Annotated in this window: 30 protein-coding genes; 17 read left to right on the forward strand and 13 right to left on the reverse strand. The window is 71.7% G+C overall.

From position 1 onward, the window contains the following. Nucleotides 1-14 precede the first annotated feature (14 nt). Genes ABZ318_RS08825 through ABZ318_RS08835 form a run of 3 tightly spaced genes read left to right on the forward strand, consistent with a single transcriptional unit; the run spans nt 15 to nt 2,726 of the window. Entirely contained in the window at nt 15-980 is a 966-nt protein-coding gene (locus ABZ318_RS08825; protein WP_356901770.1) for an ABC transporter substrate-binding protein, read from the forward strand. A 31-nt stretch (nt 981-1,011) separates the two neighbouring features. Continuing rightward, on the forward strand, nt 1,012-1,962 hold the full coding sequence (locus tag ABZ318_RS08830) for an amino acid ABC transporter permease (protein ID WP_356901771.1): 951 nt from the start codon (nt 1,012-1,014) through the stop codon (nt 1,960-1,962). After that, entirely contained in the window at nt 1,959-2,726 is a 768-nt protein-coding gene (locus tag ABZ318_RS08835) for an amino acid ABC transporter ATP-binding protein (protein WP_356901772.1), read from the forward strand. Before ABZ318_RS08830 ends, ABZ318_RS08835 begins: the two co-directional genes overlap by 4 nt. Nucleotides 2,727-2,784: 58 nt before the next feature. On the opposite strand, the gene ABZ318_RS08840 is transcribed toward ABZ318_RS08835, so the two are convergent. Then, entirely contained in the window at nt 2,785-3,534 is a 750-nt protein-coding gene (locus ABZ318_RS08840) for a class I SAM-dependent methyltransferase (RefSeq protein ID WP_356901773.1), read from the reverse strand. 94 nt (nt 3,535-3,628) lie between these two features. On the opposite strand from ABZ318_RS08840, the gene ABZ318_RS08845 reads away from it, so the two are divergent. After that, nucleotides 3,629-4,249 (forward strand): CGNR zinc finger domain-containing protein, encoded by a 621-nt coding sequence (locus tag ABZ318_RS08845; RefSeq protein ID WP_356901774.1) that lies wholly within the window; start codon nt 3,629-3,631, stop codon nt 4,247-4,249. On the opposite strand, the gene sodX is transcribed toward ABZ318_RS08845, so the two are convergent. After that, nucleotides 4,162-4,587 (reverse strand): nickel-type superoxide dismutase maturation protease, encoded by a 426-nt coding sequence (sodX, locus tag ABZ318_RS08850; protein ID WP_356901775.1) that lies wholly within the window; start codon nt 4,585-4,587, stop codon nt 4,162-4,164. The genes ABZ318_RS08845 and sodX overlap by 88 nt on opposite strands. A gap of 162 nt (nt 4,588-4,749) precedes the next feature. Here sodX and sodN point away from each other — a divergent pair, with 162 nt between their 5' ends. Together sodN and ABZ318_RS08860 are read left to right on the forward strand one after the other, a co-directional pair. Then, on the forward strand, nt 4,750-5,145 hold the full coding sequence (sodN, locus tag ABZ318_RS08855; protein ID WP_030688769.1) for a superoxide dismutase, Ni: 396 nt from the start codon (nt 4,750-4,752) through the stop codon (nt 5,143-5,145). A 286-nt stretch (nt 5,146-5,431) separates the two neighbouring features. Continuing rightward, entirely contained in the window at nt 5,432-6,295 is an 864-nt protein-coding gene (locus ABZ318_RS08860; RefSeq protein ID WP_356901776.1) for a hypothetical protein, read from the forward strand. Nucleotides 6,296-6,332: 37 nt separating this feature from the next. On the opposite strand, the gene ABZ318_RS08865 is transcribed toward ABZ318_RS08860, so the two are convergent. Further along, entirely contained in the window at nt 6,333-6,794 is a 462-nt protein-coding gene (locus tag ABZ318_RS08865; protein WP_356901777.1) for a GNAT family N-acetyltransferase, read from the reverse strand. After that, nucleotides 6,791-7,759, reverse strand: coding sequence for a LysR family transcriptional regulator (locus tag ABZ318_RS08870; protein WP_356901778.1), 969 nt, complete (start codon nt 7,757-7,759; stop codon nt 6,791-6,793). The genes ABZ318_RS08865 and ABZ318_RS08870 overlap by 4 nt, the downstream gene beginning before the upstream one ends. A 185-nt stretch (nt 7,760-7,944) precedes the next feature. Here ABZ318_RS08870 and snpA point away from each other — a divergent pair, with 185 nt between their 5' ends. Then, the gene (gene snpA, locus ABZ318_RS08875; protein WP_356901779.1) at nt 7,945-8,607 is read left to right on the forward strand and encodes a snapalysin; all 663 of its coding nucleotides are present in this window, start codon (nt 7,945-7,947) and stop codon (nt 8,605-8,607) included. A 58-nt stretch (nt 8,608-8,665) separates the two neighbouring features. On the opposite strand, the gene ABZ318_RS08880 is transcribed toward snpA, so the two are convergent. Genes ABZ318_RS08880 through ABZ318_RS08890 form a run of 3 tightly spaced genes read right to left on the reverse strand, consistent with a single transcriptional unit; the run spans nt 8,666 to nt 9,991 of the window. Beyond that, complete coding sequence (locus ABZ318_RS08880; RefSeq protein WP_356901780.1) at nt 8,666-9,085, reverse strand: DUF6304 family protein; 420 nt, start codon at nt 9,083-9,085, stop codon at nt 8,666-8,668. A 42-nt stretch (nt 9,086-9,127) separates the two neighbouring features. After that, nucleotides 9,128-9,367, reverse strand: coding sequence for a hypothetical protein (locus tag ABZ318_RS08885; protein WP_356901781.1), 240 nt, complete (start codon nt 9,365-9,367; stop codon nt 9,128-9,130). Between the two features lie 42 nt (nt 9,368-9,409). Beyond that, nucleotides 9,410-9,991, reverse strand: a complete 582-nt coding sequence (locus ABZ318_RS08890) for a dihydrofolate reductase family protein (RefSeq protein WP_356901782.1) — start codon at nt 9,989-9,991, stop codon at nt 9,410-9,412. Between the two features lie 102 nt (nt 9,992-10,093). Between ABZ318_RS08890 and ABZ318_RS08895 the strand changes: the two genes are divergently transcribed. Continuing rightward, nucleotides 10,094-10,669 carry a TetR family transcriptional regulator gene (locus tag ABZ318_RS08895; RefSeq protein ID WP_356901783.1) on the forward strand — a complete coding sequence of 192 codons (576 nt, stop codon included), beginning with the start codon at nt 10,094-10,096 and terminating at the stop codon, nt 10,667-10,669. 10 nt (nt 10,670-10,679) lie between these two features. Here the strand turns inward: ABZ318_RS08895 and ABZ318_RS08900 are convergent, their stop codons facing one another. Continuing rightward, the gene (locus tag ABZ318_RS08900) at nt 10,680-11,723 is read right to left on the reverse strand and encodes a family 2 encapsulin nanocompartment cargo protein polyprenyl transferase (protein WP_356901784.1); all 1,044 of its coding nucleotides are present in this window, start codon (nt 11,721-11,723) and stop codon (nt 10,680-10,682) included. 119 nt (nt 11,724-11,842) lie between these two features. After that, entirely contained in the window at nt 11,843-13,255 is a 1,413-nt protein-coding gene (locus tag ABZ318_RS08905; protein WP_356901785.1) for a family 2B encapsulin nanocompartment shell protein, read from the reverse strand. 253 nt (nt 13,256-13,508) lie between these two features. On the opposite strand from ABZ318_RS08905, the gene ABZ318_RS08910 reads away from it, so the two are divergent. Both ABZ318_RS08910 and ABZ318_RS08915 read left to right on the forward strand, forming a co-directional pair. Further along, entirely contained in the window at nt 13,509-14,099 is a 591-nt protein-coding gene (locus ABZ318_RS08910; protein WP_356901786.1) for an N-acetylmuramoyl-L-alanine amidase, read from the forward strand. Nucleotides 14,100-14,181: 82 nt separating this feature from the next. Further along, entirely contained in the window at nt 14,182-15,123 is a 942-nt protein-coding gene (locus tag ABZ318_RS08915) for a pyridoxal-phosphate dependent enzyme (protein WP_356901787.1), read from the forward strand. On the opposite strand, the gene ABZ318_RS08920 is transcribed toward ABZ318_RS08915, so the two are convergent. Next, nucleotides 15,102-16,697 (reverse strand): Na+/H+ antiporter, encoded by a 1,596-nt coding sequence (locus ABZ318_RS08920; protein ID WP_356901788.1) that lies wholly within the window; start codon nt 16,695-16,697, stop codon nt 15,102-15,104. The two genes, ABZ318_RS08915 and ABZ318_RS08920, sit on opposite strands and share 22 nt — an antisense overlap. A 40-nt stretch (nt 16,698-16,737) precedes the next feature. Between ABZ318_RS08920 and ABZ318_RS08925 the strand changes: the two genes are divergently transcribed. The 3 genes from ABZ318_RS08925 to ABZ318_RS08935 all read left to right on the forward strand — a co-directional run bounded on the left by ABZ318_RS08925 (nt 16,738) and on the right by ABZ318_RS08935 (nt 18,694). Next, nucleotides 16,738-16,998, forward strand: a complete 261-nt coding sequence (locus ABZ318_RS08925; RefSeq protein ID WP_093878633.1) for a UBP-type zinc finger domain-containing protein — start codon at nt 16,738-16,740, stop codon at nt 16,996-16,998. A 260-nt stretch (nt 16,999-17,258) separates the two neighbouring features. Continuing rightward, entirely contained in the window at nt 17,259-17,672 is a 414-nt protein-coding gene (locus ABZ318_RS08930; protein ID WP_030688746.1) for an anti-sigma regulatory factor, read from the forward strand. A gap of 77 nt (nt 17,673-17,749) precedes the next feature. Next, nucleotides 17,750-18,694 carry an RNA polymerase sigma factor SigF gene (locus ABZ318_RS08935; protein WP_356901789.1) on the forward strand — a complete coding sequence of 315 codons (945 nt, stop codon included), beginning with the start codon at nt 17,750-17,752 and terminating at the stop codon, nt 18,692-18,694. Nucleotides 18,695-18,698: 4 nt separating this feature from the next. Here the strand turns inward: ABZ318_RS08935 and ABZ318_RS08940 are convergent, their stop codons facing one another. Further along, nucleotides 18,699-19,121 (reverse strand): hypothetical protein, encoded by a 423-nt coding sequence (locus ABZ318_RS08940; RefSeq protein ID WP_356901790.1) that lies wholly within the window; start codon nt 19,119-19,121, stop codon nt 18,699-18,701. 125 nt (nt 19,122-19,246) lie between these two features. Between ABZ318_RS08940 and ABZ318_RS08945 the strand changes: the two genes are divergently transcribed. After that, nucleotides 19,247-20,215, forward strand: a complete 969-nt coding sequence (locus ABZ318_RS08945) for a diacylglycerol kinase family protein (RefSeq protein WP_356901791.1) — start codon at nt 19,247-19,249, stop codon at nt 20,213-20,215. Between the two features lie 318 nt (nt 20,216-20,533). Next, complete coding sequence (locus ABZ318_RS08950) at nt 20,534-20,791, forward strand: WhiB family transcriptional regulator (protein ID WP_003953983.1); 258 nt, start codon at nt 20,534-20,536, stop codon at nt 20,789-20,791. A 150-nt stretch (nt 20,792-20,941) separates the two neighbouring features. On the opposite strand, the gene ABZ318_RS08955 is transcribed toward ABZ318_RS08950, so the two are convergent. Together ABZ318_RS08955 and ABZ318_RS08960 are read right to left on the reverse strand one after the other, a co-directional pair. Continuing rightward, the gene (locus tag ABZ318_RS08955) at nt 20,942-22,408 is read right to left on the reverse strand and encodes a histidine kinase N-terminal domain-containing protein (protein ID WP_356901797.1); all 1,467 of its coding nucleotides are present in this window, start codon (nt 22,406-22,408) and stop codon (nt 20,942-20,944) included. Between the two features lie 400 nt (nt 22,409-22,808). Next, entirely contained in the window at nt 22,809-23,411 is a 603-nt protein-coding gene (locus ABZ318_RS08960) for a TetR/AcrR family transcriptional regulator (protein ID WP_356901792.1), read from the reverse strand. A gap of 83 nt (nt 23,412-23,494) precedes the next feature. Between ABZ318_RS08960 and ABZ318_RS08965 the strand changes: the two genes are divergently transcribed. Together ABZ318_RS08965 and nagB are read left to right on the forward strand one after the other, a co-directional pair. Further along, nucleotides 23,495-24,259 carry an SDR family oxidoreductase gene (locus ABZ318_RS08965; RefSeq protein WP_356901793.1) on the forward strand — a complete coding sequence of 255 codons (765 nt, stop codon included), beginning with the start codon at nt 23,495-23,497 and terminating at the stop codon, nt 24,257-24,259. Nucleotides 24,260-24,604: 345 nt separating this feature from the next. Continuing rightward, entirely contained in the window at nt 24,605-25,408 is an 804-nt protein-coding gene (nagB, locus tag ABZ318_RS08970) for a glucosamine-6-phosphate deaminase (RefSeq protein WP_356901794.1), read from the forward strand. Nucleotides 25,409-25,434: the final 26 nt, after the last annotated feature.

A 25,434-nucleotide genomic window follows, 5' to 3' on the forward strand; every position in this document is an offset into this window, starting at 1 on the left:
GGAGGAACCCGACCATGACCGCACGCTCCACGCGCTGTACGACCGCCAAGACCCGCACGTCCCGTCTTGCCGCGGTCGCCGCCATCGCGGTCGCCGGCTCGATGCTGCTGACCGCCTGCGGCGACCAGACCGAGAGCGGCAGCACCAAGGAGGGCGGCTCCTCCTCCGCCGCCGCGAGCAAGGCCCCGCTCTTCTCGAAGCTGCCCGCCGACATCCAGAAGTCGGGCGTCATCAAGGTCGGCACGGACGCCTCGTACGCCCCGATGGAGTTCACCGACGGCGGCAAGATCGTCGGTGTCGACCCGGACCTGGGGCAGGCCCTCAGCAAGCAGCTCGGCGTCAAGCTCGAGTTCGTCTCGGGCACCTTCGACGGCCTGATCACCTCGATCTACTCCGGCCGCCAGCAGCTGATCATGTCCTCGATGACGGACAACAAGAAGCGCCAGGAGGGCCTGGACGACAGCGGCAAGAAGATCGGCAAGGGCATCGACTTCGTCGACTACTTCAGCTCCGGCGTCTCCCTGCTGGTCAAGAAGGGCAACCCGCAGGGCGTCAACTCCCTCGACGACCTCTGCGGCAAGACCGTCGCCGTCCAGCGCGGCACGATCTACGAGGACACCTTCAAGGCGCAGGCCGCCAAGTGCGGCGACAAGAAGCTGACCATCCAGGCCTTCGACACCGACGCCGAGGCCCAGACCCGTGTGAAGGCGGGCGGCGCGGTCGCCGACCTGAACGACTACCCGGTCGCCTCGTACATCGCGAAGACCTCGGGCGGCGGCAAGGACTTCGAGGTCGTCGGCAACCAGAGCGACGTCGGCCTCTTCGGCATCGGCGTCTCGAAGGAGAACACCCAGCTGCGCGACGCCGTCAAGGAAGCGCTCGACGCGATCATCAAGGACGGCTCCTACGCCGAGGTCCTGAAGAAGTGGGACGTCGAGGGCAGCGCGGTCAAGTCGGCCACGATCAACGCCGGCAAGTGACCTCTCCTCGTACCACTGAAGGGCAGTCGTCATGACTGACAAGATCAGCAAGGACCCGGCCGCCGCTCCGGCCGGGCCCACCCCCTCGGGCGTCCCCTACGAGGCGATCAAGGCCATCCCCGTGCGCCACTACGGCCGCTGGGTCAGCGGTGTCGTGGTCGTCGTCCTCCTCGGGTGGCTCGTCTACGCCTTCTCCCAGGGCGATGTCGTCTGGGCCACGGTGTGGGACAAGGTGTTCGACTCCTCCGTCATCGACGGCCTGTGGAACACCATCATCATCAGCGTCGCGTCGATGGCGCTGGGCCTCGTCCTCGGCATCGTCTTCGCCGTGATGCGGCTCTCCAAGAACCCGGTGACCGGCGCGGTCGCCTGGCTCTACATCTGGTTCTTCCGCGGCACCCCGGTCTACGTCCAGCTGCTCGTCTGGTTCAACCTGTCGCTGATCTTCCACTACATCAACCTCGGGCCGATCTACAAGAACGAGACCGTGGACGTCATGACGCCGTTCATGGTGGCCCTGCTCGGCCTCGGCCTGAACGAGGGCGCCTACATGGCGGAGATCGTCCGCGCCGGCATCCAGTCGGTCGACGAGGGCCAGACCGAGGCGGCGCACGCGCTGGGCATGTCCCAGACGAAGACCATGGGCCGCATCGTGCTCCCGCAGGCCATGCGGGTGATCGTGCCGCCCACGGGCAACGAGTTCATCAACATGCTGAAGACCTCGTCCCTGGTCTCGGCCGTGCAGTACACCGAACTGCTGCGCGCCTCGTCGAACATCGGCAACACGGCCGGTGCCGTGATGGAGATGCTGTTCGTCGCCTCCATCTGGTACCTGGCGCTGACCAGCGTGTTCAGCGTGGGCCAGTACTACCTGGAGCGGCGTTTCGCCCGCGGCGCGACGCGCAACCTGCCGCCCACCCCGTGGCAGCGCGTCAAGGCGAACCTGACCACCTTCAAGCGCTCCCCGGAGGCAACGGCATGACCGGCCAGCCCATGGTCAAGGCGGAGGGCGTCCACAAGTCGTACGGCGCCGCCCACATCCTCCGCGGCATCGACCTCGAAGTGCAGAACGGCGAGGTCTTCTGCCTCGTCGGCCCCTCCGGCTCCGGAAAGTCGACCTTCCTGCGCTGCATCAACCACCTGGAGCGCATCGACGGCGGCCGGCTGTCCGTCGACGGCCAGCTGGTCGGCTACCGGCAGAAGGGCGACAAGCTCTACGAGCTGAAGGACAGCGAGGTCGCGGTCCAGCGCCGTGACATCGGCATGGTCTTCCAGCGCTTCAACCTCTTCCCCCACATGACGGCCCTGGCCAACGTCATGGAGGCGCCCATCCAGGTGAAGGGCGAGTCCAAGGCGGTGGCGCGCGAGCGGGCCGAGCGCCTGCTCGACCGGGTCGGCCTGCGGGACAAGATGGTGAACTACCCGTCCCAGCTCTCCGGCGGCCAGCAGCAGCGCGTGGCCATCGCCCGCGCGCTGGCGATGGAGCCGAAGCTGATGCTCTTCGACGAGCCGACCTCGGCGCTCGACCCAGAGCTCGTGGGTGACGTCCTCGACGTCATGCGGGACCTGGCCGAGTCGGGCATGACGATGATCGTCGTCACGCACGAGATGGGCTTCGCCCGGGAGGTCGGCGACTCGCTGGTCTTCATGGACGGCGGCGTGGTGGTCGAGTCGGGCAACCCGCGGGACGTCCTGGGGAACCCGCAGCAGGACCGGACGAAGGCGTTCCTGTCGAAGGTGCTGTAAGACGCGGGAAAGGGGCGGTACGGGCAGGAGCCCGCACCGCCCCTTTCGCACATCGCGGCTACTTCACGGCGAGGACGAGGGTGTCGCAGGGCGAGGCCCAGACCGGCCGGGCCTCGCCGAAGCCGGCGGCGAGGAGGGTGTCGACGTGCCAGCGGGCGGAGGGGGCGTCGCCGTCGGCGTGCTCGCCGTAGATCTCGAAGCGGCGGGCGGTGGGCTCGGCGAGGACCGGGTCCTCGGCGGCGACGGCCCACCAGTCGGCCCAGTCGAGGACTCCGGCGGCCTTCTCCCGGTCCATGCGGGCGTGCCGCTGGGCGCGCTCGGCGGCGTTGATGCGGGGCGTGGCCTCGTCGATCATGTGGTCGGCGTTCATGAAGACCCCGCCGTCGCGGACGAGGCCGGCGAGCTGCCCGTAGAGAGCCGTCAGGGGCTCGCTGTGGAGCCAGTGGAGGGCGGTGGCGGTGAGGACGGCGTCGTACGAGTCGTACGGCAGGCTCGCGGCCCACGAGGGGTCCTTGAGGTCTGCGGTGACGAAGGTGACGCGCTCGTCGCCGGCGAAGGAGCCTTCGGCGATGGCGAGGAGGGCCGGGTCGAGGTCGACGCCGACACTGGTCGCGTCGGGGAACCTCCGGAGCAGCCGGCTCGTGATACTTCCCGTACCGCACGCGAGGTCGAGGACGCGGGGCTTCGGCCCCACCAGCGCCTCGACCATGTCGAGCATCACGCCGAACCGCTCCTCGCGGTCCGGCATGTACCACTCCTGCTGACGGTCCCAGCTCTGCTGCCAGGCCGCCCAGTCGGTTCCGGTCATGGTGGTTCCTCCCCGCCTTCGTAATACCCTCGAAGGGGAAACAGGCGTTACCCCTTCCGACCGGGACACTAGCCCGCCGAAGTAAGGACTACAAGTGGAACTGGCCCATTACTCGGACTTCGCCGTACGTCTGGTCAACACCGAGGAGCCGGCCCGCAACAAGGACACGCTGACCTCCGTCGAGGTGCTCCGGGACCTCTTCGGCCCCGCCACCCAGATGGCCCGGCGGGTCACGGAGGCGGACCTGCCGCGCTTCCGCACGGTGCGCGCGCGCCTGCGGGCGGTCTTCGCGGCGGCGGACGAGGGCGACCACACGGGGGCGGTCGACCTCCTCAACTCCCTCCTCCTGGAGTTCCCGGTCAGCCCGCAGATCTCCGGCCACGACACCCTCGACGAGGAGGGCCGGCCCCGGTGGCACATGCACCTCGCCGACCACTCCTCGAACGCGACCACGGGCTACGCCGCGATCTCGGCGATGGGCCTCGCCTTCCACCTGACGGAGTTCGGCGCGGACCGGCTCGGCCTCTGCCAGGCGCCGCCCTGCCGCAACGCCTACCTGGACACCTCCACCAACCGCTCCCGCCGCTACTGCTCGGACCGCTGCGCGACCCGCGCCAACGTGGCCGCCTACCGGGCCCGCAAACGCCTGGAGGCCGAGCGCACGGGCCTCACCGAGGACACCAGCCAGGAAAGCGTCACGGCCAGCGAACGCTGACGCCCCGGCGTCACCGGCCGGTACCGCGCCCACACCCGCCCGAGGACCAGTTCGGGCGGCACGGCCCCGAAGACCCGGCTGTCCCCCTCGGCGTCCGGGTTGTCACCGAGCACCCACCAGCCGCCGTCACGTCGCTCGATCAGCCGCTTCACGATGAGCAGATCCTGCTGGAGCGGATGCCGCAGCACGGCCACACACCCGGCCCGCAGCCGCGCCCCGTACCGCACGAGCAACTGATCGCCGTGCAACAGAGTGGGCACCATCGAAACCCCCGTCACCTCGGCGATCCCGAACGGCGCACCGGCCTCGGCCACCCTCTCCCGCCCCTCTCCCGTCATCCGGCACCTCCCGGTCCGCTCCTGCGTCGGCTCGTCCACTCGTACACGAGTCCCATGGTGACCCTGGACTTTTGACCTAAGCCCCAGGGGGCGCCCGCGAAAACGCCCTTCTCACCGAGTAATGTCCCACCTGAGAAGACGATCACGAGGAAGGACGGCTCAATGCTCTCCCGCCTGTTTGCCCCCAAGGTGAAGGTCAGCGCCCACTGCGACCTCCCGTGCGGCGTGTACGACCCGGCCCAGGCCCGCATCGAGGCCGAGTCCGTCAAGGCTGTCCAGGAGAAGTACCTGGCCAACGACGACCCGCACTTCCGCGCGCGCGCCACGGTCATCAAGGAGCAGCGCGCCGAGCTCGCCAAGCACCACGTCTCGGTGCTCTGGAGCGACTACTTCAAGGCCCCGCACTTCGAGAAGTACCCCGAGCTCAACCAGCTGGTCAACGACACCCTGAAGGCCCTCTCGGCCGCCAAGGCGTCGACGGACCCGAAGACGGGCGAGAAGGCGCTGGAGCTCATCGCCGAGATCGACCGCATCTTCTGGGAGACGAAGAAGGCCTGACCCAGGCTCCTCCCGCCCGCTGCTCCGACACCAGGTCAGAGGGCAAATGAAACGGCCCGCCCGGTCATCCCGAGGCGGGCCGTTCTCATTTCCAAGATCTACTGGGAGGGAAACGGGAGACGAGGCGGGAGCCGATCACCCGGACCGGCGGTGCGGCCGTGCCGCTCGTTACGCTGGCGGGCGTGAACACGCCGCCGGGCTCCCGCGGGGCTCGTCGGGGTGGCCCGACTGGCGCGACGGCGACCCCGAGGACCTGGCCGGGCGGCTGGCGTGGCCGGTGGAGGGGGTGCTCTTCGACGTGGAGCGCAACGGGTTCTGGCATCCCGCCTGGCCGTCGAGGCCCTCGGAGAAGTCCGAGGCGCTGCGCGTCGCCAGGACCGAACTGGAGAGCGTGCCGCGGCTGGTTCCGGTCTACGGGCACCGCTACCTGCCCGGCACGGCCGACGAGTACGGACACCCGGTCCTGTCCGTCCACCAGACCGACATCATCCTGTACGGGAACCACCTCGCCGACTACATCCAGCGCGAGTTCACCGGCCGGTCGAGCGGCCTCCCCGCCCACGCGACCGTCGACTTCTGGTCGTACTTCGTCGAAGCCGGCCCGGGCATCGACGTCACCGCGCCCACACCGTTCACCCCGTACGCCATGACCGCGCAGGAGGTCGTCGGCTGCCTCCGGATGCTGGCCCTCGAGCGCCTGATCGGCCGACGGCACCACCCGTACCAGTTGATCGAAGCCGGACTCACGGCCTTGGTCCTCGACGTCGAGACGGAGTCCCTCCCCCTCCTCGCCGGCCTGTCACGCGCCGAACACGAGCAGGCCGACGCCCTTTTCGACCAGGTGCTGGTCGAACTCGGCCCGCACCAGGACCTCCCGGCCGACACCACCGGCCTCCCCCGGGAAGCGGTCCGCTGGGAACTCGTCCGCTGGTGGCTCCGGCTGATCGTGAACGGCAGCCTGGCCCCCGGCGCCGGCGGCGACCTGATCACGCACGAAGGCTGGAGCGCCCTGGCCCGCCCGCAGCAACTCAAGCCACTGGTCGACAGGACCGACGCCTACAACGACTGGGCGACGCTCCGGCGCGGCGACCGGGAACCACTGGCGGAGGCGATCGTCGAGGAGGCGGAACGCCTGCTCGCCGGGCCCTAGCCGCCGCCGGCCTGATCTCACCGGCGGCGGACGGGGACTACGCCTCCGTCGGCAGGGTGTAGCGGCGCTTCTCCTTGGAGGTCGCGCCCAGGCGGTCGTAGAAGCGGATCGCGTCCTCGTTCCAGACGGGGGTCTGCCACTGGAGTTCCGGGAGGCCGAGGGTGCGGGCCTCGGTGCGGATCGCCGCCATCAGGAGGGGGCCGAGGCCGTGGCCGCGCGAGGACTCGGTGAGGTAGAGGCAGTCCATGTGGAGGTACTCCGTGCCGTCCCAGGTGGAGAGCTCCGGGGCGCAGGTGGCGTAGCCCGCGAGGGTGCCGTCGGGGAGGACGGCGACGAAGCAGCGGAGGCGGGGGCGCCCGGGGCCGAAGAGGAGGCCGGCGAGGCGGTCCGCGAGACCGGGGGCCGGGGGCGCGGCCTTCTCGTACGCGGCGTGCTCGGTGATCAGCTCGACGACGCGGGGCATGTCTTCCGGGCGTGCACGGCGTACCTCTGCGTTCATACCGCCATCATGCACGGTCCCACCGACAGCGTGGCCGTCGTGCCCTGGCGGCGGAGCCACTCGCGGTACGGGGCCGCCCGCAGGGCCACCTCCCGGTAGGCCGCGGCGAGTTCGGCGTACAGCACGTCCAGGGGCGCGTCCGGGCGCGCGTACAGCAGGAGCCGGACGCCCAGCGGGTCGCCGCGCAGGGGGCGGATGGCCATGTCCTCGCGCGGGACCGAGGTGGGCTGGCAGGGGGCGACGGCCTCGCCGAGGACGATGAGCGAGGCGGCCGTGTGGTAGTCGCCGTGCAGCAGGGGCGGGTCGATGCCGGCGGCGCCGAGGACCCTTCGGAGGCCGTCCCATTCGCCGTCGACGGTCGGGTCGACCATCCAGTGGTCGGCGGCGAGGTCGGCGAGGTCCACGACGGTTCCGGCCGCGGCCGGGTGGTCGTGGGCCATGGAGATGAACTGCGGTTCGCGGGCGACCAGGACCCGGCCCGTGAGGCCCTCGGGGACCCGAAGGGGGCAGCCCTCCACCTCGTGCACGAAGGCCACGTCGAGCTGCCCGGTGGCGACCGTGCGCAGCAGCGCGTTGGCGGAGACGTCCACCCGGAGGCCGACGTCCGTGTCGGGCAGCCGCTGCCGGAGCCGGCGCAGCCAGCCCGGGAGCGCCCGGCTGGCGGTGGAGCCGACGCGGAGTCCGGGCCCGTCGGCGCGGGCGGCGGCGGCCCGGGTCTCGGTGACGAGCGCTGCCATGTCGGCGACCAGGGGGCGGGCCCTGCTGAGCAGGGAGCGGCCGAGGGGGGTGGGGCGGCAGCCGGTGCGGCCGCGGGAGAAGAGTTCGGCGCCGAGGGAGTTCTCGATCCTGCGCAGCTGGGTGGTCAACGAGGGCTGGCTCATGCCAAGTTGCCGGGCCGCCTTGTGCAGGCTGCCCGTGTCCGCGATGGCGCAGAGCGCGCGCAGATGTCTCACCTCCAGCTCCATGCACCCGAGGGTAGGGCGGCCGCCCGAGTCGCACCAGACACCCGCGAGGCTCCAATTCCCTTTCATTCCAAGGAAGTTGTCGCAGGTCGCCCCCGTGATGCGGTGGAGCTATCGGTGGTTGGCATCATCCCCGGGCGGGCCGGCTCCCCCGAGACTCTCCCCGACACCAACAGGAGGAGCCCCCCATGCGTCACCCCAAGGTCCTCACCTCCGTGCTGACCGCCGCCCTCGGTCTCGGTCTCGCCGCTTCCCTCGGCACGGCCCCGGCGGCAGCGGTCGGCACGGGCACCACCGGCACCTTCGGCACCACCGGCAACGCCGCCGTGGCGTACGCCGGTTCGGCCGAGGAGGCCAAGGCCAACCAGGCCTTCTTCGACGCCGTCGTGAAGTCGGTGGCGAAGAAGCGGGCCGCCGCCCCCGGTGCGACCGCCGTCACCGTCGTCTACAGCGCCGCCAACGCGCCGTCCTTCCGCACCCAGATCGCCCGCTCCGCCCAGATATGGAACAGCTCGGTGGTGAACGTCCGGCTCGTCGAGGGCAGCAACCCGGACTTCGCCTACTACGAGGGCAATGACTCCCGCGGCTCGTACGCCAGCACCGACGGCCACGGCAGCGGCTACATCTTCCTCGACTACCGGCAGAACCAGCAGTACAACTCGACCCGGGTCACCGCCCACGAGACCGGGCACGTCCTCGGGCTGCCGGACCACTACAGCGGCCCGTGCAGCGAGTTGATGTCGGGCGGCGGCCCCGGCACGTCCTGCCAGAACGCCCAGCCGAACGCACAGGAGCGCTCCCGCGTCGACCAGCTGTGGCGTTACGGTCTCGCCTCCGCGTTCAAGGGCTGACCGGGAGTCGAGCCGGGTACGACGGTGGCGCCCTCTCCCCGGGGCGCCACCCGCGCGTTCAGGCCGTCTGGAGGAGTCTGCGGCCGAAGTCCGCGCCGGGCGGCAGCTGGCGCCGCACCCGTTCGAGGGCTTCCTCGAAGTCGCCCCCCGCGACGCACGCCTCGAAGGCGGTGCCGCCGTAGTGCAGCGTCAGGCTGAGGTCGGCGCGCTCGCCGAGCGTCAGCAGGCAGGCCAGCGTGGCCTGCTGGGCGGCGCCGTCCACGACGACGGGGAGCGGCAGGTCCCACTCCAGGACGCAGCCCGTGAGGGCCTGCCCGCCCTCGTCGGCGGCGCCGAGCGCGGCGAAGCTCTCGCCCGTGTACTCGATGCCCCTGATCCGGGTGGCGACGCGCCGCCCGTCGGCCGTGATGACGATCGCTTCCGCGCCGCTGCGGTCCCGGTACCAGCCGGTCCAGACTTCTGTCGACTCCGATGACATGCGCGGACTGTAGCCGTATGACGGGCTTCGCCGCGCGTCCGGTCACCCGGGGGCCGGACTTCTCCCGATCTCGCCGTTCTTGCCGGTCACGTGCGTGGTAGCGGCTTCCGCCCCCTCGTGGAGCGGGCAGTCGGGATTGCGGCAGGGCTGCACCTCCCACTCCGGCACCCAGGCCCCGAGGACCTTGTGCCGGGTGGCCAGCACGGCGAGCGGCCCGCCGCAGGCCGGGCAGTGGCGCTCGGCCAGGGGGTCCCGCGTCGTGCGAGGCGTCTCCTCACCCATGCATCCAGGGTAGGACGCCCCGCGCGACGCCGCCCGCCGCCGCTATCGCTTCCTGGTGTACGTACGGACGAGCACGCCGTTCTCGAAGGCGCGGACGTCGGCGAGGTCGAAGTCCCGGGGCTCGAAGCCGGCGCCGAACATCGGCATGCCGGTGCCGTAGACCTGCGGGTACGTCTTGATGACCAGTTCGTCGATCTCCTCGATGAGCTCGCCCGCGATGGTGGAGCCGCCGCAGAGCCAGATGCCCAGGGGGCCGTCCTCGGCCTTGAGCTCGCGGACGCGGCCGACGAGGTCGTCGGCGATCAGCTCGACGTTCGGATGGGGCGACTCGGCGAGCGAGCGGGTGGCGACGAACTCGCGCAGGTGGTTGTACGGGCTGGTGACGCCGATGTCCAGGGCGAGCTGGTACGAGCCGAGTCCCTGGATGACGGTGTCGAAGTGCTTGTTCTCGCCGTCGACGCCGAGCATCTCCCGGCCCTGCGTGGGGATGGTCTCCGGGTACTCGGTGCCCATCCAGGCCATGTACGGCTCTTCCGAGTACTTGAACATGGAGGTGGCGTCGCCCTGGGGGTCGCCGATGAAGCCGTCGATGGTGCAGGCGATGTAGTAGGTGAGCTTGCGCAAACCGGTCCTCTTCGTCAGGGGAAGTGGCTGCCGTCGCAACCACGACGGCTATAGTGCTTCATCTGTAGTGGTTGCGCAAGACCTCTTCGGAAGGAGCCCGACGTGGCAAGGAACCCGGAACGCCGTACGGCCCTGCTCGACGCCGCGATCGAGGTCCTGGCCGACGAAGGTGCCCGCGGGCTCACCTTCCGGGCGGTCGACGCCCGGGCGGGCGTCCCCACGGGCACCTCGTCCAACTACTTCAGCGACCGGGACCGGCTGCTCTCCCAGGTCGCCGACCGGATCTTCGTACGCCTCACCCCGGAGCCCGGCGCCATCGACGCCGCACTGCTGCCGGCCCCCAGCCGTGAGCTGGTCGTCGAGCTCATGCGCCGGCTCGCCCGGCGCATGACCGCCGAGCGCACCTGCTACCTGGGCCTCTTCGAACTGCGCCTGGAGGCCACGCGCCGCCCCGAGCTGCAGAAGCGGTTCACCGAGGTGCTCCGCGCCGACCTCGACCTGAACGTCCGGCTCCACCTCGACTCCGGCATGCCGGGCGACGCGGACACCGTCCGACTGCTCTACGTCGCCCTCACCGGGCTGCTCCTCGACCACTTCACGGTCCCCGGCCTCCACGGCGACCGGGACCTGGACGAGCTGATCGAGACCGTGGTCACCCGGATCGTCCCCGACATGTGAGGACGGGCCGTCAGCGCGTACGCCGCGTGACGAACTCCGCGAGGGCGAGCAGGTCCTCCGCCGCCGCCAGATCCGGCACCGCCTGGGCCAGGTGCTCGACGGCGCGGCCCATGCGCTCGGCCGCCTGGGCCTGCGCCCAGTCACGGCCACCGGCCCGCTCGACGGCGTCCGCCGCCGCCCGTACCGCCGCCGCGTCGAGGGTCGGCCGGGAGTACAGCCCGGCCAGCTCCTCCCCCGCGGGGGTGCCGGAGGTGAGCGCCGCCACCACGGGGAGCGATTTCTTGTGGGCGACGAGGTCGGCGCCGGCCGGCTTGCCCGTGCGGTCCGGGTCGCCCCAGATGCCGATGAGGTCGTCGATCAGCTGGAAGGCGAGACCGGCCTCCCGGCCGAAGGCGTCCATCGCCGCGACCTCCTCCTCCCCCGCGCCCGCGTAGAGCGCGCCGAGGGCGCAGGAACAGCCGAGCAGGGCACCGGTCTTGGCGGTGGCCATGGCCAGGCACTCGTCGAGGGAGACCTCGCGCGGGTCGCGCTGCTCGAAGGCGCAGTCGGCCTGCTGGCCGGCGCAGAGCTCGATGATGCAGGCGGCGAGGCGCGCGGAGGCCGCCGCGGAGGCCGGGTGCGGGTCCTCGGCGAGCAGCCGCAGGGCCAGCGCGCTCATCGCGTCGCCGGCCATGAGGGCGTCGGGGATGCCGAAGACGGTCCAGGCGGTGGGCCGGTGCCGGCGGGTGGGGTCCTCGTCGACGATGTCGTCGTGGAGGAGCGTGAAGTTGTGCGCGAGCTCCACCGCCGCCGCGGCCTTCACGGCCCGGGTCTCGTCGGCACCGAGGGCACGGGCCGCCGCGAGGACCAGGGCGGGCCGGATCGCCTTGCCCGGCTGTCCCGCGTCCGGGGTGCCGTCGGCGCGCTCCCAGCCGAAGTGGTACATCGCCACCCGCCGTATGGAGCCGGGCAGGGACTCGACGGTCGAGCGCAGTTGGGGATGGACGGCGGTGCGCGTCCGGTCGAGGAGCGTCACGGCTCCCTGACCGTCGGCGACGGCATCCGTGCTGGTCATGGTCACGGTCTTTTCCTTCGCATCCTTCATCGCGGTCCCGCACGACGGTTCTTCGCCGTGCCGGGCCGGGTGCTCCCGGGGGCGGGCGGGTCCGGCCCCCGCCCCCGGGCGCCGCCGGCTCAGCGCCAGCGGCTGACCTCGACGTTCTCCAGGACACCGAGGGCGTCCGGGACGAGGATCGCCGCCGAGTAGTAGGCCGTGACCAGGTAGGAGATGATCGCCTGCTCGTCGATGCCCATGAAGCGGACGGAGAGGCTGGGCTCGATCTCGTCGGGGAGGCCGGTCTGGTGCAGACCGATGACGCCCTGGTCGGCCTCGCCGGTACGCATGCAGATGATCGAGGTGGTCCGGGCGTCCGAGACCGGGATCTTGTTGCACGGGTAGATCGGCACACCGCGCCAGGTCGGGATGCGGTTGCCCGCGACCTCGATCGTCTCGGGCACGAGTCCGCGCTTGTTGAGCTCGCGGCCGAAGGCGGCGATGGCGCGGGGGTGGGCGAGGAACATCTTGGAGCCCCGGCGGCGGGAGAGCAGCTCGTCCATGTCGTCCGGGCTGGGTGCGCCGTCGTGCGGCTGGAGCCGCTGCCCGTAGTCGCAGTTGGAGAGGAGGCCGAACTCCTTGTTGTTGATGAGCTCGTGCTCCTGGCGCTCGCGGAGCGCCTCGACCGTGAGCCGCAACTGCTGCTCGGTCTGGTTCATCGGCTGGTTGTAGAGGTCGGCGACGCGGCTGTGGACCTTCAGCACGGTCTGGGCGACGCTCAGCTCGTACTCACGGGGCGAGGCGTCGTAGTCGACATAGGTGTGCGGGACGACCGCCTCGCCGACGTGGCCGGCGGAGAGGTCGATGGCCGCCTCGCCGTACGTGTTGGTCCGCTGCTCGGGCATCGACGCCACGCCCGCGAGGTGGGCGGCGAGCGAGCCGGCGCGCTCCGCGAGGTTCCGTACGTCGTCCCGGGTGAGCTCCAGGACCGTGCAGGCGGTGGCGGCCCGGGCGGTCCAGTCCCAGGTGGCGTCCTCCTGGAGCAGGGCGTCCTCGCCGAGGTAGGCGCCGTCGGCGAGGACGCCGAGCACGGCCTCGTCGCCGTAGGGCCCCTCGCCGATCTGCTCGATGCGGCCGTGCGCGAGGAGGTACACCCGGTCGGTGGGGGCGCCCGCCACGGCGATGGTCTCGCCCGCCGCGTACTCCCGCTGGGTGCAGCGGGCCGCCAGCTCGGCCAGCGCGGCCTCGTCCTCGTAGCCGCGCAGCGCGGGGAGTTCGCCGAGTTCGGCGGGGATCACCGCGACGCGCTCTCCGGTCTGGACGAAGGTGACGCGGCCGTCACCCACGGAGTAGCTGAGCCTCCGGTTCACCCGGTACGTGCCGCCCTGCACCTGGACCCACGGCAGCGTCCGCAGCAGCCACCGGGAGGTGATCTCCTGCATCTGCGGGGCCGACTTGGTGGTCGTGGCGAGGTTCCGCGCGGCGGCGGTGCCGAGACTCTGCTGCGGGGCCTGTCCCGCGCGGACCTCGTCGCCAACCGAACCAACGGACATGGAACTCCCTCTCGTATGACTGAGTTGCGAGAGAAGCCTTTCAGCACGGAACGTGTCGGCGCCATTACACATTCGGGTGGGACTGTTCGACGATCTTCGGGGCATGTCACGTTTTTTCCATCCGAACAGCGCAGCCCCACCCGTCTCCTGACGTTCTGTCCGGATCGACTCGCACACGGTCCGAACGGATGGCAGCGGAGTGGCGGACTCCGGTACTCCGGAAGCTCACCCCGCCCTCCGGAAGGAGTCGGTCATGGCCTCACCCATGTCCGCGAACAGGTTCCTCGGCGCACTGCGCGACGAGGGTCTCGCGGTCGTCCAGGTCGGCGACTGGTCCACCCACAACCGCAACCACAAGGGCCCCTGGGGCCCGGTGCACGGCGTGATGATCCACCACACCGTGACCCGCGGCACCGCCCGGACCGTCCGGATCTGCCGGGACGGCTACGAGTCCCTCCCGGGGCCGCTCTGCCACGGCGTGATCGCCAAGGACGGCACGGTCCACCTCGTCGGCTACGGGCGCGCCAACCACGCGGGGCTCGGCGACGACGAGGTCCTCCGGGCGGTCATCGCCGAGCGGCGGCTGCCGCCGGACGACGAGGCCACCACGGACGGCAACCGGCACTTCTACGGCTTCGAGTGCGAGAACCTCGGCGACGGCGAGGACCCGTGGCCGAAGGTCCAGCTGGAGGCCATCGCGAAGGCGGCGGCCGCCGTCTGCCGGGCGCACGGCTGGACGCACCGCTCGGTCATCGGGCACCGGGAGTGGCAGCCGGGCAAGGTGGACCCGCGCGGGTTCACGATGGCGTCGATGCGGGAGCGGGTCGCCGACCTGCTGCGCTGACCCCGGGGGTGTCCTGCCGATCGGGCCGGGCTCGCGGGGCCCGGTCGGCGGGGCGTCCACCGAGGGCGGCGAGAATGGCCGGGTGAACGCGTTCGACCCGTCCCGTCTGCGGCCCCGCCTCCCCTCGCCCCTGGAGCCGGTGGAGGACGAGCGCTTCGCCCGGCGCGGTCTCACGCTGCTGCTGAAGCGCGAGGACCTCATCCACCCCGACCTGCCGGGCAACAAGTGGCGCAAGCTCGTGCTCAACCTGCGCGAGGCGGCCGGCCGGCCCGTGCTCACCTTCGGCGGCGCGTACTCCAACCACCTGCGGGCGACGGCCGCCGCCGGCCGGCTGCTCGGCTTCCCGACGGTCGGGGTGGTCCGCGGCGACGAGCTGGCCGGGCGGCCGCTCAACCCCTCGCTCGCGCGGTGCGCGGCCGACGGGATGCGCCTCGAGTTCGTGGACCGGGCCACGTACCGCGCGAAGAACGACCCGGCCACGCTCGCGGCGCTCCTGGAGCGGGCCCCCGCGGGCGCGTACGTGGTCCCGGAGGGCGGCAGCAACGCGCTCGCCGTCCACGGGTGCGTGGAGCTGGGCCGCGAGCTCGCCGGGGCGGTGGACACGGTCGCGGTCGCCTGCGGCACGGGCGGCACCCTGGCGGGCCTCGCGGCCGGACTCTCCCCGGGGCAGAGGGCGCTGGGCGTCCCGGTCCTCAAGGGCGGCTTCCTCGGCGGGGAGGTCCGCGCCCTCCAGGAGGCGGCCTTCGGCGGGCCGCGCGGGGAGTGGAGCCTGGACGAGCGTTTCCACTGCGGGGGCTACGCGCGCGTGCCCCCCGCCCTGGAGGCGTTCGCACAGGACTTCGAGGAACGGCATGGACTCGCCATCGAGCGGCTGTATGTCGCCAAAATGCTGTACGGCCTGACGGCCCTCGCGGAGGAGGGCGCCTTCCCGCCGGGCACCCGGCTGGCGGCGGTGATCACGGGCAGGCCGGACCAGGTGATCACGGGCAGGCCGGACACCCCTCAGTCGTCCACTTCCCGGTAGGCCGCCGCCTCCTCCAGGTCCAGGCGGCGGAGCAGGGTGCGCATCATCTCGTCGTCGATCCGGCGGGCGTCGCGCAGCTGGACGAAGACCTCGCGCTCGGCGTCGATCACCTCGCGGGAGAGGCGCCGGTAGGTGTCGTCCGCGGTCTCCCCCGTGATCTCGTTGACCGCGCCGAGCCGTTCCCACACGGCGTTGCGGCGCCGCTCCAGGACCGTGCGCAGCCGGTCGGCGAGGGGCTTCGGCAGGGCGTTGCGCTCGTCGGCGAGGAGCGCGTCGAGGCGTTCCTCGGCGGCCCGCGAGGCCTCGCTCTGGGCCTGCGCCTCGGCCAGGGTCTCGGCGTACCGGTCGCGCCCGGGGAGCTTCAGGAGCCGGATCAGGGGCGGCAGGGTGAGGCCCTGCACCACGAGGGTGCCGATCACGGTGGTGAAGGTGAGGAAGAGGACGAGGTTGCGGGCCGGGAACTCCTCGCCGTCGGTGACGACCGGGATGGAGAAGGCGATGGCCAGGGAGACCACGCCGCGCATGCCGGCCCAGCCGACGACGAGCGGCGCCCGCCAGTCCACCTCGGGCTCCCGCTCCCGGATGCGCGGGGACGCCCAGCGGGGCAGGAAGGTCGCCGGGTAGACCCAGACGAACCGGACGACGACCACGGCGACGAAGACCCCGGCCGCGTACCAGGCCGCCTCTCCCATGCCGTACCGGCCGAGTCCCTTGACGACGTACGGCAGCTGGAGGCCGATCAGGGCGAAGACGGAGGACTCCAGGACGAAGGCGACCATCTTCCAGACGGCCTCTTCCTGGAGCCGGGTCGCGAAGTCGACCTTCCAGGCCTTGTGGCCGAGGGAGAGGCCGACCACGACGACCGCGAGGACGCCGGAGGCGCCGACCTCCTCGGCGGCGGCGTACGCGATGAAGGGGATGAGCAGGGAGAGGGTGTTCTGGAGGAGGGCCTCGCGCAGGTGCGTGCGGAGCCAGTGGATCGGGACCATCAGGACCAGGCCGACGCCGGTGCCGCCGATCGCGGCGAGCGCGAACTCCCCGAAGCCGCCGGCCCAGCTGACGCCCTCGCCGACGGCGGCCGCGAGGGCGACCTTGTACGCGGTGATCGCGGTGGCGTCGTTCACGAGGGACTCGCCCTGGAGGATCGTGGTGATCCGGTTCGGCAGGCCGAGCCTGCGGGCGATGGCGGTGGCGGCGACCGCGTCCGGCGGGGCGATCACGGCGCCGAGCACCAGGGCGGCGGTGAGCGGCAGGTCGGGCACGAGGACGTAGGCGAGCCAGCCCACGGCCACGGTGGCGAAGAGGACGTACCCGACGGAGAGCAGCGCGACGGGCCGGATGTTGGCCCGCAGGTCGAGGTACGAGGAGTCGACGGCGGCCGTGTAGAGGAGCGGGGGCAGGATCAGCGGGAGCACGATGTGCGGGTCGAGGGTGTAGTCGGGGACCCCCGGGACGTACGAGGCGGCGAGGCCGACCGCGACGAGCAGCAGCGGGGCCGGCACCGGGGACCTGCGGGCGAACCCGGCCACGGCCGCGCTCGCCGCCACCAGTGCCACCAGCTGTAGTGCGTCCATGCCCGACCCCGTTCCCCTGCCGCAACGTAACCTGGCCATCATGAGCGAGTGCCCTCACCTGGCCGAAATGCCGCGCCCCGAACCGGCGCCGCTGGCCGACACCTGTCCCGAGTGCCTGGCGGACGGCACGCACCCGGTCCAGCTGCGGCTCTGTCTGAGCTGCGGGCACGTGGGCTGCTGCGACTCCTCGGCGGGGCGGCACGCGACGGGGCACTTCTCCTCGACCGGGCATCCGGTGATGCGGACCTTCGAGCCGGGCGAGTCCTGGCGCTGGTGCTTCGTCGACGGTTCGATCGTCTGACGGCCGGGGCGCCGCCCCGCGGCCGGTGCGGTCACGGACGGTTCGACCGCCCGGACGCTGGGTACGTCATCCCTCCGCGGATTCTCCGCGGCTGCCGGTGCGGGGGGCGGGGAGACCGTCGGTCTCCAGGACTCACGGCGACACGGCAGGATGGATCGCGATAGCGTCACGGCGGACCGCGCAGGCTCCCTGCGTACCGCCCGGTCCGGGGGCCTCTCCCTCCGGACCCCGAATGAGCTTGTGCCACCTTGGAGGTGAGGGTGTCCCAGATCGCAGGCGAGCCCGGGACCCAGGACTTCGTGGAAGTCCGGCTGCCCGCTGCGGGTGCCTATCTGTCCGTGCTGCGTACGGCCACGGCCGGCCTCGCGGCGCGCTTGGACTTCACCCTCGACGAGATCGAGGACTTGCGGATCGCGGTCGACGAGGCCTGCGCCATCCTGCTCCAGCAGGCCGTGCCGGGGTCCGTCCTCAGCTGTGTCTTCCGGTTGATCGACGACTCGCTCGACGTGACGGTCTCCGCCCCGACGACGGACGGCAGGGCGCCCGAGCGGGACACCTTCGCGTGGACCGTGCTGTCGGCGCTGGCCGGGAAGGTGGAGTCGTCGGTGGCCGATGACCGTACGGTCTCGATCAGCCTGTACAAACAGCGCGGCGCGGGGCCAGGCCCGGCGTGAGGAGCGGGGACGCGACGGCCGGCATCCCTGAGCAGCAGGCGCGGCCGAACAGGGTCGCTACGGAGCAGGCGGACCAGATGAGCGAGCACGAGCAGCACCCCGAGGTTCCCGAGACACCGGGAGTCTCCGAGGCCCCCGCGCGTTCCGAGGCGCCGACCCCCGACGAGGCCGAGGCGGTCGAGGGGGTCGAGGCGGCTTCGGCGGCGGAGAAGGCCGAGGACGGCGACGAGGACGACGAGGGGCCGGACGCCCACGCCGTCCCGGACCCGCACGACCGGAGCGGCGCCCGCGCCCTCTTCGTCCGGCTGCGCGAGCTGCCCGAGGGCTCCCCGGAGAAGGCGGAGCTGCGCAACCGGCTGGTCCGCATGCACCTGCCGCTGGTGGAGCACCTGGCCCGGCGCTTCCGCAACCGCGGCGAGCCGCTGGACGACCTGACGCAGGTGGCGACGATCGGCCTGATCAAGTCGGTCGACCGGTTCGACCCGGAGCGCGGGGTGGAGTTCTCCACGTACGCGACGCCGACGGTCGTCGGCGAGATCAAGCGCCACTTCCGTGACAAGGGGTGGGCGGTCCGGGTGCCGCGCCGGCTCCAGGAGCTGCGGCTCTCGCTGACCACGGCGACGGCGGAGCTGTCGCAGCAGCACGGCCGCTCGCCGACGGTGCACGAGCTGGCGGAGCGGCTCGGGATCTCCGAGGAGGAGGTCCTGGAGGGGCTGGAGTCGGCCAACGCCTACTCGACGCTCTCCCTGGACGTCCCGGACACGGACGACGAGTCGCCGGCGGTGGCGGACACGCTGGGTGCGGAGGACGAGGCCCTGGAGGGGGTCGAGTACCGGGAGTCGCTCAAGCCGCTCCTGGAGGACCTGCCGCCCCGGGAGAAGCGGATTCTGCTGCTTCGTTTCTTCGGGAACATGACCCAGTCGCAGATCGCGCAGGAGGTGGGCATCTCGCAGATGCACGTTTCCCGGCTGCTGGCTCGGACCCTGGCGTCGCTTCGGGAGAAGCTTCTGGTGGAGGAGTAGTCCCTCAGGCCTCCTGGCCGGGGCGCCGGATGCCGAGCGCCTCGGTCGTGGCCGGGTTCAGGAGGAGGACGAGGCCGGTCACGGCGAGGACGGCGACGGCGATCCCGTAGGGGATCACGCCGTCGGTCTGGAGCATCTGCCAGGCGACCGGCAGGGCGAGGATCTGGGTGATCACGGCCGGGCCGCGGCTCCAGGAGCGCATCCGCCACAGGCCGCGGGCGGCGGCGAGCGGGATCAGGCCGAGTGCGATCACGGTCACACCGCCGGTCACCCCGCTGGTGAGGTCCCCGCCGCCGGAGCCCCCGTCGAGGAGGGTCCGCACCAGCAGGTAGACGCCTCCGGCGAGGAGCCCGAGGGCCTCGACGAGGGCCACGCCCGCGGCGGCGGCCAGGCGGGCGGGGCGGGGGGTCTGCTCCGTACTGCTCATAGAGGGCAGGGTAACGGGGGCGGCCGGAGAGCCGGGTCCGGGACCCCGGCCGGGGGTTCCGGCGGAGGTGTCCGGGGGTCGGGCTGGACTGGGCCCGATACCGCCGGGTAGGTACGCTGGCGCTCATGCGCGCACTTCTCGTGGTCAACCCGGCAGCCACCACCACCAGTGCTCGCACCCGTGATGTGCTCATCCACGCGCTGGCCAGTGAGATGAAGCTGGAGGCGGTCACCACCGAGTACCGCGGACACGCGCGCGACCTGGGCCGGCGGGCCGCCGAAGCCGGGAACATCGACCTGGTCGTGGCCCTCGGCGGGGACGGCACGGTGAACGAGGTCGTCAACGGACTGCTGCACGACGGGCCCGATCCGGACCGGCTGCCGGGCCTCGCGGTCGTCCCCGGCGGTTCGACCAACGTCTTCGCCCGCGCCCTGGGGCTGCCGAACGACGCGGTCGAGGCGACCGGCGCCCTGCTCGACGCGTTGCGTGAGCGGCGGACACGGACGGTGAGCCTCGGGCTCGCGTCCGGGACGCCGGGCACCGAGGACGAGGCGGTGCCGGAGCGCTGGTTCACGTTCTGTGCCGGGCTCGGTTTCGACGCGAGCGTCATCGGTCGGGTCGAACAGCAGCGCGAGCGCGGGAAGAGATCGACGCACGCCCTCTATCTGCGCCAGGTGGTGCGCCAGTTCCTGGGGGAGTCGAACCGCCGACACGGGACGATCACCCTGGAGCGCCCCGGCACGGAGCCGGTCGAGGACCTGGTCCTCTCCATAATCTGCAACACCTCCCCCTGGACCTACCTGGGCAATCGCCCGGTGTACGCGTCTCCGGAGGCGTCCTTCGAGACCGCGCTGGACGTGCTCGGTCTGCGCCGGCTCTCCACCCCGGCGGTGGCCCGTTACGGCGCCCAGCTGCTCACCTCGACCCCGGAGCGGGGTCCGCGCGGCAAGCATGCCGTGTCTCTGCACGACCTGACCGACTTCACCTTGCATTCGAAGGTTCCCCTCCCTCTGCAGATGGACGGAGACCACCTCGGACTGCGTACGAGCGTGACGTTCACAGGCGTACGCCGTGCACTGCGTGTGATTGTGTGAGCGGAAGGGCCCAAAGTCCTTTCACTCGAACGTTTAGGCGCGCATCCACCCCTTAGAAGTACGGCTGTGACCTAGCCGACACCGAGGAATCAAAAAAAACTTTCCGGAAGGGGTTGTATCCGCCCCTGGGGTTTGGGAGTCTCTTCTTGGCGATCGGGACGGCCCGCAACACCGGCCTCCACTGAGAGCCAGAACCCCTCCTCAGCACAAGGACCACACCAGTTCACCTGGCAGTCGGCCCTTCCCTTGCGGAGGGATTCGTGAAAGCGTTCACATTCACAAGCAACTCGCACGTAACACCTGAGAGAGGTAGCAGCCATGGACTGGCGTCACAACGCCGTTTGTCGTGAGGAAGACCCCGAGCTGTTCTTCCCCATCGGCAACACCGGTCCTGCGCTGCTGCAGATCGAGGAAGCCAAGGCCGTCTGCCGCCGCTGCCCCGTCATGGAGCAGTGCCTGCAGTGGGCGCTCGAGTCCGGCCAGGACTCCGGCGTCTGGGGTGGCCTCAGCGAGGACGAGCGCCGCGCGATGAAGCGCCGTGCCGCTCGCAACCGGGCGCGTAACGCCAGCGCCTGAGCCACCTGCACAGCCTGAGGCACGCGGCGCGTACACCGCGTACGCAATCACCGCCCCCGAGCCGCAGCGCGCAGCAGTAACCCACAGCATTCGAGCCCCGGACCGATTCCCTTCGGTCCGGGGCTCGCTGCTGTGCGCTCGCCCGTACGGCTACTTCTGCGACTGCACGGGGATGTCGAGGACCACCTTCGTGCCGCGCTCGGCGCCCGGCAGCATGTCGAAGGAGCCGCCCAACTCCCCCTCCACCAGGGTCCGTACGATCTGCAGGCCGAGGTTGCCGGCCCGCTGCGGGTCGAAGCCCTCGGGCAGGCCGCAGCCGTCGTCCTGGACCGTGATCAGGAGCCGGGCGTCCGTCCGGGTCTCGCCCCGGACGGCGCTGACCTCGACCGTGCCCTGCTCCCCCTGCGCGAAGGCGTGTTCGAGCGCGTTCTGCAGGATCTCGGTGAGGACCATGGAGAGCGGGGTGGCGACCTCGGCGTCGAGGATGCCGAAGCGGCCGTTGCGCCGGCAGGTGACCTTGCCCGGCGAGATCTCGGCGACCATCGCGATGACCCGGTCGGCGATCTCGTCGAACTGCACCCGCTCGTCCAGGTTCTGGGACAGCGTCTCATGGACGATGGCGATCGAACCGACGCGCCGCACGGCCTCGTTGAGGGCCTCGCGGCCCCGGACGGAGTCCATCCGGCGGGCCTGGAGGCGGAGCAGGGCGGCCACCGTCTGGAGGTTGTTCTTCACCCGGTGGTGGATCTCCCGGATGGTGGCGTCCTTGGTGATCAACTCGCGCTCGCGGCGGCGCAGTTCGGTGACGTCCCGGAGCAGGACGAGCGAACCGATCCGGGTGCCCTTGGGCTTGAGCGGGATCGCCCGCAGCTGGATCACGCCGCCGTTGCCCTCGACCTCGAACTCGCGGGGCGCGTAGCCGGAGGCCAGCTTGACCAGGGCTTCGTCCACCGGGCCCCGAGAGGGGGCGAGTTCGGCGGTGATCTGACCGAGGTCCTGGCCGACCAGGTCGGCGGCGAGGCCGAGACGGTGGTACGCGGAGAGGGCGTTCGGCGAGGCGTACTGGACGACGCCCTCGGCGTCGAGACGGACGAGGCCGTCGCCGGCGCGCGGCGAGGAGTCCATGTCGACCTGCTCGCCGGGGAAGGGGAACGTTCCGGCGGCGATCATCTGGGCGAGGTCGGAGGCCGACTGGAGGTAGGTGAGCTCAAGCCGGGAGGGGGTGCGGACGGTCAGCAGGTTGGTGTTGCGGGCGATGACGCCGAGGACCCGGCCCTCGCGGCGCACGGGGATGGACTCGACCCGCACCGGGACCTCCTCGCGCCACTCCGGGTCGCCCTCGCGGACGATCCGGCCCTCGTCGAGGGCGGCGTCGAGCAGCGGGCGGCGGCCGCGCGGGACCAGATGGCCGACCATGTCGTCCTGGTAGGAGGTCGGGCCGGTGTTGGGCCGCATCTGGGCGACGGAGACGTACCGTGTGCCGTCGAGGGTCGGGACCCAGAGCACGAGGTCGGCGAAGGAGAGGTCGGAGAGCAGCTGCCACTCCGACACCAGCAGATGGAGCCACTCGAGGTCGGAGTCGCTCAGGGCGGTGTGCTGGCGGACGAGGTCGTTCATGGAGGGCACGATGCGAGCGTACCTGCGGAATTACAGGCGCCGTGAACCTGGATCTCCGGGGCTCCGTATTGGAGGATGGGCCGGGAAAGGCCGTACTCCTGTGGATGGACAGACAAGAATGGTCTAGTCCACAATGAAAAATACAGAGCCTCCATCCTCCCCGCACAGGAGGATGGAACGAGGTACCCGGCGCTCTCTGCCCTGACTGCGCCGAGACCTCCCACACGGCCGAGGGACCGCACACCCCCGGCCGGGCAACTCCGGGCTGCGGTGCCGGGCGGGCTGAGGGTCCCGCCAGGCGCCGCGGCCCGTGGGTTCCCCCTCCTTCTCGCCGCTCTCGCCCTGCTCGACCCCGAGGGGTCCCGCAGGCTTCGACCGGCCGGCCGGGCTCCGCCCGGCATCACGTCACCGCCGCCGGCCAGGCCCGCATCGCCGCTTCCGCCACCGCCGCCAGCTCCTCCGCCGTCGCCCCGTCGCGGGCCTGCAGGGACATGCCCTGGAGGACGGCGCCGATCAGCCGGGCCAGTGCGCGCGGGTCGGTGTCGGGCGGGAGCTCGCCCGCCTCCACGTCCTGGCGGATGCGGTTCTCGAAGGCGGCCAGATTGTCGTTCCGCCGGGTCCGCAGGGACTCCTCGACCTCCGGGGTCGAGCAGTTCACGGCCGCGGAGATCATCAGGCAGCCGTGCGGATGGCCGGGCTCCGTGAAGAGCACGGCGGCCTCGCGCAGCATGCGCCCCAGGGCGGCGCGGGCGGTCGGCTCCTCGGCGAAGGCGCGGCCGCCGTAGGCCCCGTAACTGAGCGCGTACGCCTCGACGACCTCCTCGAAGAGCGTCTTCTTGTCGCCGAAGGCCGCGTAGAGGCTGGGCGCGCTGATGCCCATGGCGCGGGTGAGGTCGGCGACGGAGGTCGTCTCGTAGCCGTGCTCCCAGAAGGCCATCGTCGCCTGCTCCAGGGCCGTGAGCCGGTCGAAGGAGCGGGGGCGGCCGCGCTGTCTCGTCACCATGGGGTGAATTCTATAGCGCCCACTACGAATCATGGGGTACGGTCTTTACCTAACGACCGCTACAGAAAGAGGGGGGCGTCGCCATGGGCGTGCTCGACGGAAGGCTGACCGGGAAGACGGCACTGGTCACGGGCGGGAGCCGGGGCATCGGACGGGGGATCGCCGAGCGGCTCGGCCGCGAGGGCGCGCGGGTCGCGGTGCACTACGGAACGAACGAGGCGGCGGCGAAGGACACGGTCGCCGCGATCGAGGAGGCCGGCGGCTCCGCCTTCGCCCTGGGCCAGGAGCTGGGGGTGCCGGGGGACGCGGCGGCGCTCTGGCGGGCCTTCGACGCCCAGGCGGACGGCCTGGACATCCTGGTGAACAACGCGGGGATCGGGGCGTCGCAGCCGTTCGCGACGATCGGCGACGGGGAGTACGACCGGATCTTCGCGGTCAACACGAAGGCGCCCTTCTTCCTGGCGCAGCTGGGGGCGGAGCGGCTGCGGGACGGCGGCCGGATCATCAACATCTCGACGGGCCTGAGCCGGGCGGCGGCCATGCCGGACCTGATCGCGTACGCGATGTCGAAGGGCGCGCTCGACGTCTTCACCCGCTATCTGTCGAAGGTCCTCGGCCCGCGCGGGATCACGGTCAACGCGGTGGCGCCGGGGATCGTGGACACGGATATCAACGCCGGGTGGCTGCGGGGGGACGAGGAGGCCTGGGCGGGGGCGGCGGCGATGGCGACGCTGGGCGCGGTCGGGACGCCGCCGGAGATAGCGGACGTGGTGGCCTTCCTGGCCTCCGACGACGCGCGCTGGGTGACGGGCGACTGGATCGACGTGACGGGAGGTTCGCTGGCCTGACGCGAGGGGGGGCGGAGCTGGAGGTTCGCCGGGCCGGCGCGGGCGCGGGGCGGGAGGTTCGCGGGCCTGGCGCGCGGGCGCGGGGCGGGAGGTTCGCGGGCCTGGCGCGCGGGCGCAGGGCGGGAGGTTCGCCGGGCCGGCGCGGGAGCGCGGAGCGGGAGGTTCGCCGGGCCTGGCGCGCGGGTGCGGGGCGGGGTTCGAGTGGCTGGTGGGGCGGGTGCGGTCGACGATGGAGACGGCGCCGTCCGCAGGGCGGAACGACATGAGAAGACCCCCTCCCCTCTGCTAGATTTGGGCTTAGATTGGTCTATACCACCGGCCCCTCACCAGATCGGCAGGCACAGCGTGGAAGTTGTCATCGTCAAGGACGCCAAGGCCGGCGGCGAGCTCATCGCGGACGGCATCGCCGACCTCCTGCGCCGCAAGCCCGACGCGCTGCTCGGCGTGGCCACGGGTTCGACTCCGATCCCGATCTACGGCGCCCTCGTCGACCGGGTCTCCGCCGGCACCGTGGACGCCTCCCGGGCGCGGATCGCCCAGCTGGACGAGTACGTCGGCCTGCCCGCGGGGCACCCGGAGTCGTACCGCTCCACCGTGCTCCGCCAGGTCGTCGAGCCGCTCGGGCTCTCCCCCGAGGCCTTCATGGGCCCCGACGGCTCCGCCGAGGACGTCCAGGCGGCCTGCGAGGCCTACGACAGGGCGCTGGCCGAGGCCGGCGGCGTGGATCTGCAGATCCTCGGCATCGGCACCGACGGGCACATCGGCTTCAACGAGCCGTGCTCCTCGCTCGCCTCCCGCACCCGGATCAAGACGCTCACCGAGCAGACCCGCGTGGACAACGCCCGCTTCTTCGACGACGACATCGAGCAGGTGCCGCACCACGTCATCACCCAGGGCATCGGCACCATCCTGGAGGCCCGGCACCTGGTGCTGCTCGCCACCGGCGAGGGCAAGGCCGAGGCCGTGGCGCAGACCGTCGAGGGCCCCGTGGCGGCGCTCGTGCCGGCCTCCGCGCTGCAGCTGCACCCGCACGCCACGGTCGTCGTGGACGAGGCCGCCGCCTCCAAGCTGAAGCTCGCGCGCTGGGGAGGGAAGCCGCGGAGTCCGTCATCCGCGCGGGCGACCGGGTCGCGGCGGACATGCTGCTGACCTCCGCCCGCATCGACCCCACAGGG

The sequence above is a fragment of the Streptomyces sp. NPDC006197 genome, from assembly GCF_040613865.1.
Taxonomy (GTDB): Bacteria; Actinomycetota; Actinomycetes; order Streptomycetales; family Streptomycetaceae; genus Streptomyces.

Excerpts from the sequence above, each read along its gene's own strand:
- ABZ318_RS08825 (WP_356901770.1), top strand. The coding sequence starts at position 15 with ATGACCGCACGCTCCACGCGCTGTACGACCGCCAAGACCCGCACGTCC.
- ABZ318_RS08830 (WP_356901771.1), top strand. The coding sequence starts at position 1,012 with ATGACTGACAAGATCAGCAAGGACCCGGCCGCCGCTCCGGCCGGGCCC.
- ABZ318_RS08835 (WP_356901772.1), top strand. The coding sequence starts at position 1,959 with ATGACCGGCCAGCCCATGGTCAAGGCGGAGGGCGTCCACAAGTCGTAC.
- ABZ318_RS08840 (WP_356901773.1), bottom strand. The coding sequence starts at position 3,534 with ATGACCGGAACCGACTGGGCGGCCTGGCAGCAGAGCTGGGACCGTCAG.
- sodX (WP_356901775.1), bottom strand. The coding sequence starts at position 4,587 with ATGACGGGAGAGGGGCGGGAGAGGGTGGCCGAGGCCGGTGCGCCGTTC.
- sodN (WP_030688769.1), top strand. The coding sequence starts at position 4,750 with ATGCTCTCCCGCCTGTTTGCCCCCAAGGTGAAGGTCAGCGCCCACTGC.
- ABZ318_RS08865 (WP_356901777.1), bottom strand. The coding sequence starts at position 6,794 with ATGAACGCAGAGGTACGCCGTGCACGCCCGGAAGACATGCCCCGCGTC.
- ABZ318_RS08870 (WP_356901778.1), bottom strand. The coding sequence starts at position 7,759 with ATGGAGCTGGAGGTGAGACATCTGCGCGCGCTCTGCGCCATCGCGGAC.
- snpA (WP_356901779.1), top strand. The coding sequence starts at position 7,945 with ATGCGTCACCCCAAGGTCCTCACCTCCGTGCTGACCGCCGCCCTCGGT.
- ABZ318_RS08880 (WP_356901780.1), bottom strand. The coding sequence starts at position 9,085 with ATGTCATCGGAGTCGACAGAAGTCTGGACCGGCTGGTACCGGGACCGC.
- ABZ318_RS08885 (WP_356901781.1), bottom strand. The coding sequence starts at position 9,367 with ATGGGTGAGGAGACGCCTCGCACGACGCGGGACCCCCTGGCCGAGCGC.
- ABZ318_RS08900 (WP_356901784.1), bottom strand. The coding sequence starts at position 11,723 with ATGACCAGCACGGATGCCGTCGCCGACGGTCAGGGAGCCGTGACGCTC.
- ABZ318_RS08905 (WP_356901785.1), bottom strand. The coding sequence starts at position 13,255 with ATGTCCGTTGGTTCGGTTGGCGACGAGGTCCGCGCGGGACAGGCCCCG.
- ABZ318_RS08910 (WP_356901786.1), top strand. The coding sequence starts at position 13,509 with ATGGCCTCACCCATGTCCGCGAACAGGTTCCTCGGCGCACTGCGCGAC.
- ABZ318_RS08920 (WP_356901788.1), bottom strand. The coding sequence starts at position 16,697 with ATGGACGCACTACAGCTGGTGGCACTGGTGGCGGCGAGCGCGGCCGTG.
- ABZ318_RS08925 (WP_093878633.1), top strand. The coding sequence starts at position 16,738 with ATGAGCGAGTGCCCTCACCTGGCCGAAATGCCGCGCCCCGAACCGGCG.
- ABZ318_RS08935 (WP_356901789.1), top strand. The coding sequence starts at position 17,750 with ATGAGCGAGCACGAGCAGCACCCCGAGGTTCCCGAGACACCGGGAGTC.
- ABZ318_RS08940 (WP_356901790.1), bottom strand. The coding sequence starts at position 19,121 with ATGAGCAGTACGGAGCAGACCCCCCGCCCCGCCCGCCTGGCCGCCGCC.
- ABZ318_RS08945 (WP_356901791.1), top strand. The coding sequence starts at position 19,247 with ATGCGCGCACTTCTCGTGGTCAACCCGGCAGCCACCACCACCAGTGCT.
- ABZ318_RS08950 (WP_003953983.1), top strand. The coding sequence starts at position 20,534 with ATGGACTGGCGTCACAACGCCGTTTGTCGTGAGGAAGACCCCGAGCTG.
- ABZ318_RS08955 (WP_356901797.1), bottom strand. The coding sequence starts at position 22,408 with ATGAACGACCTCGTCCGCCAGCACACCGCCCTGAGCGACTCCGACCTC.
- ABZ318_RS08960 (WP_356901792.1), bottom strand. The coding sequence starts at position 23,411 with ATGGTGACGAGACAGCGCGGCCGCCCCCGCTCCTTCGACCGGCTCACG.
- ABZ318_RS08965 (WP_356901793.1), top strand. The coding sequence starts at position 23,495 with ATGGGCGTGCTCGACGGAAGGCTGACCGGGAAGACGGCACTGGTCACG.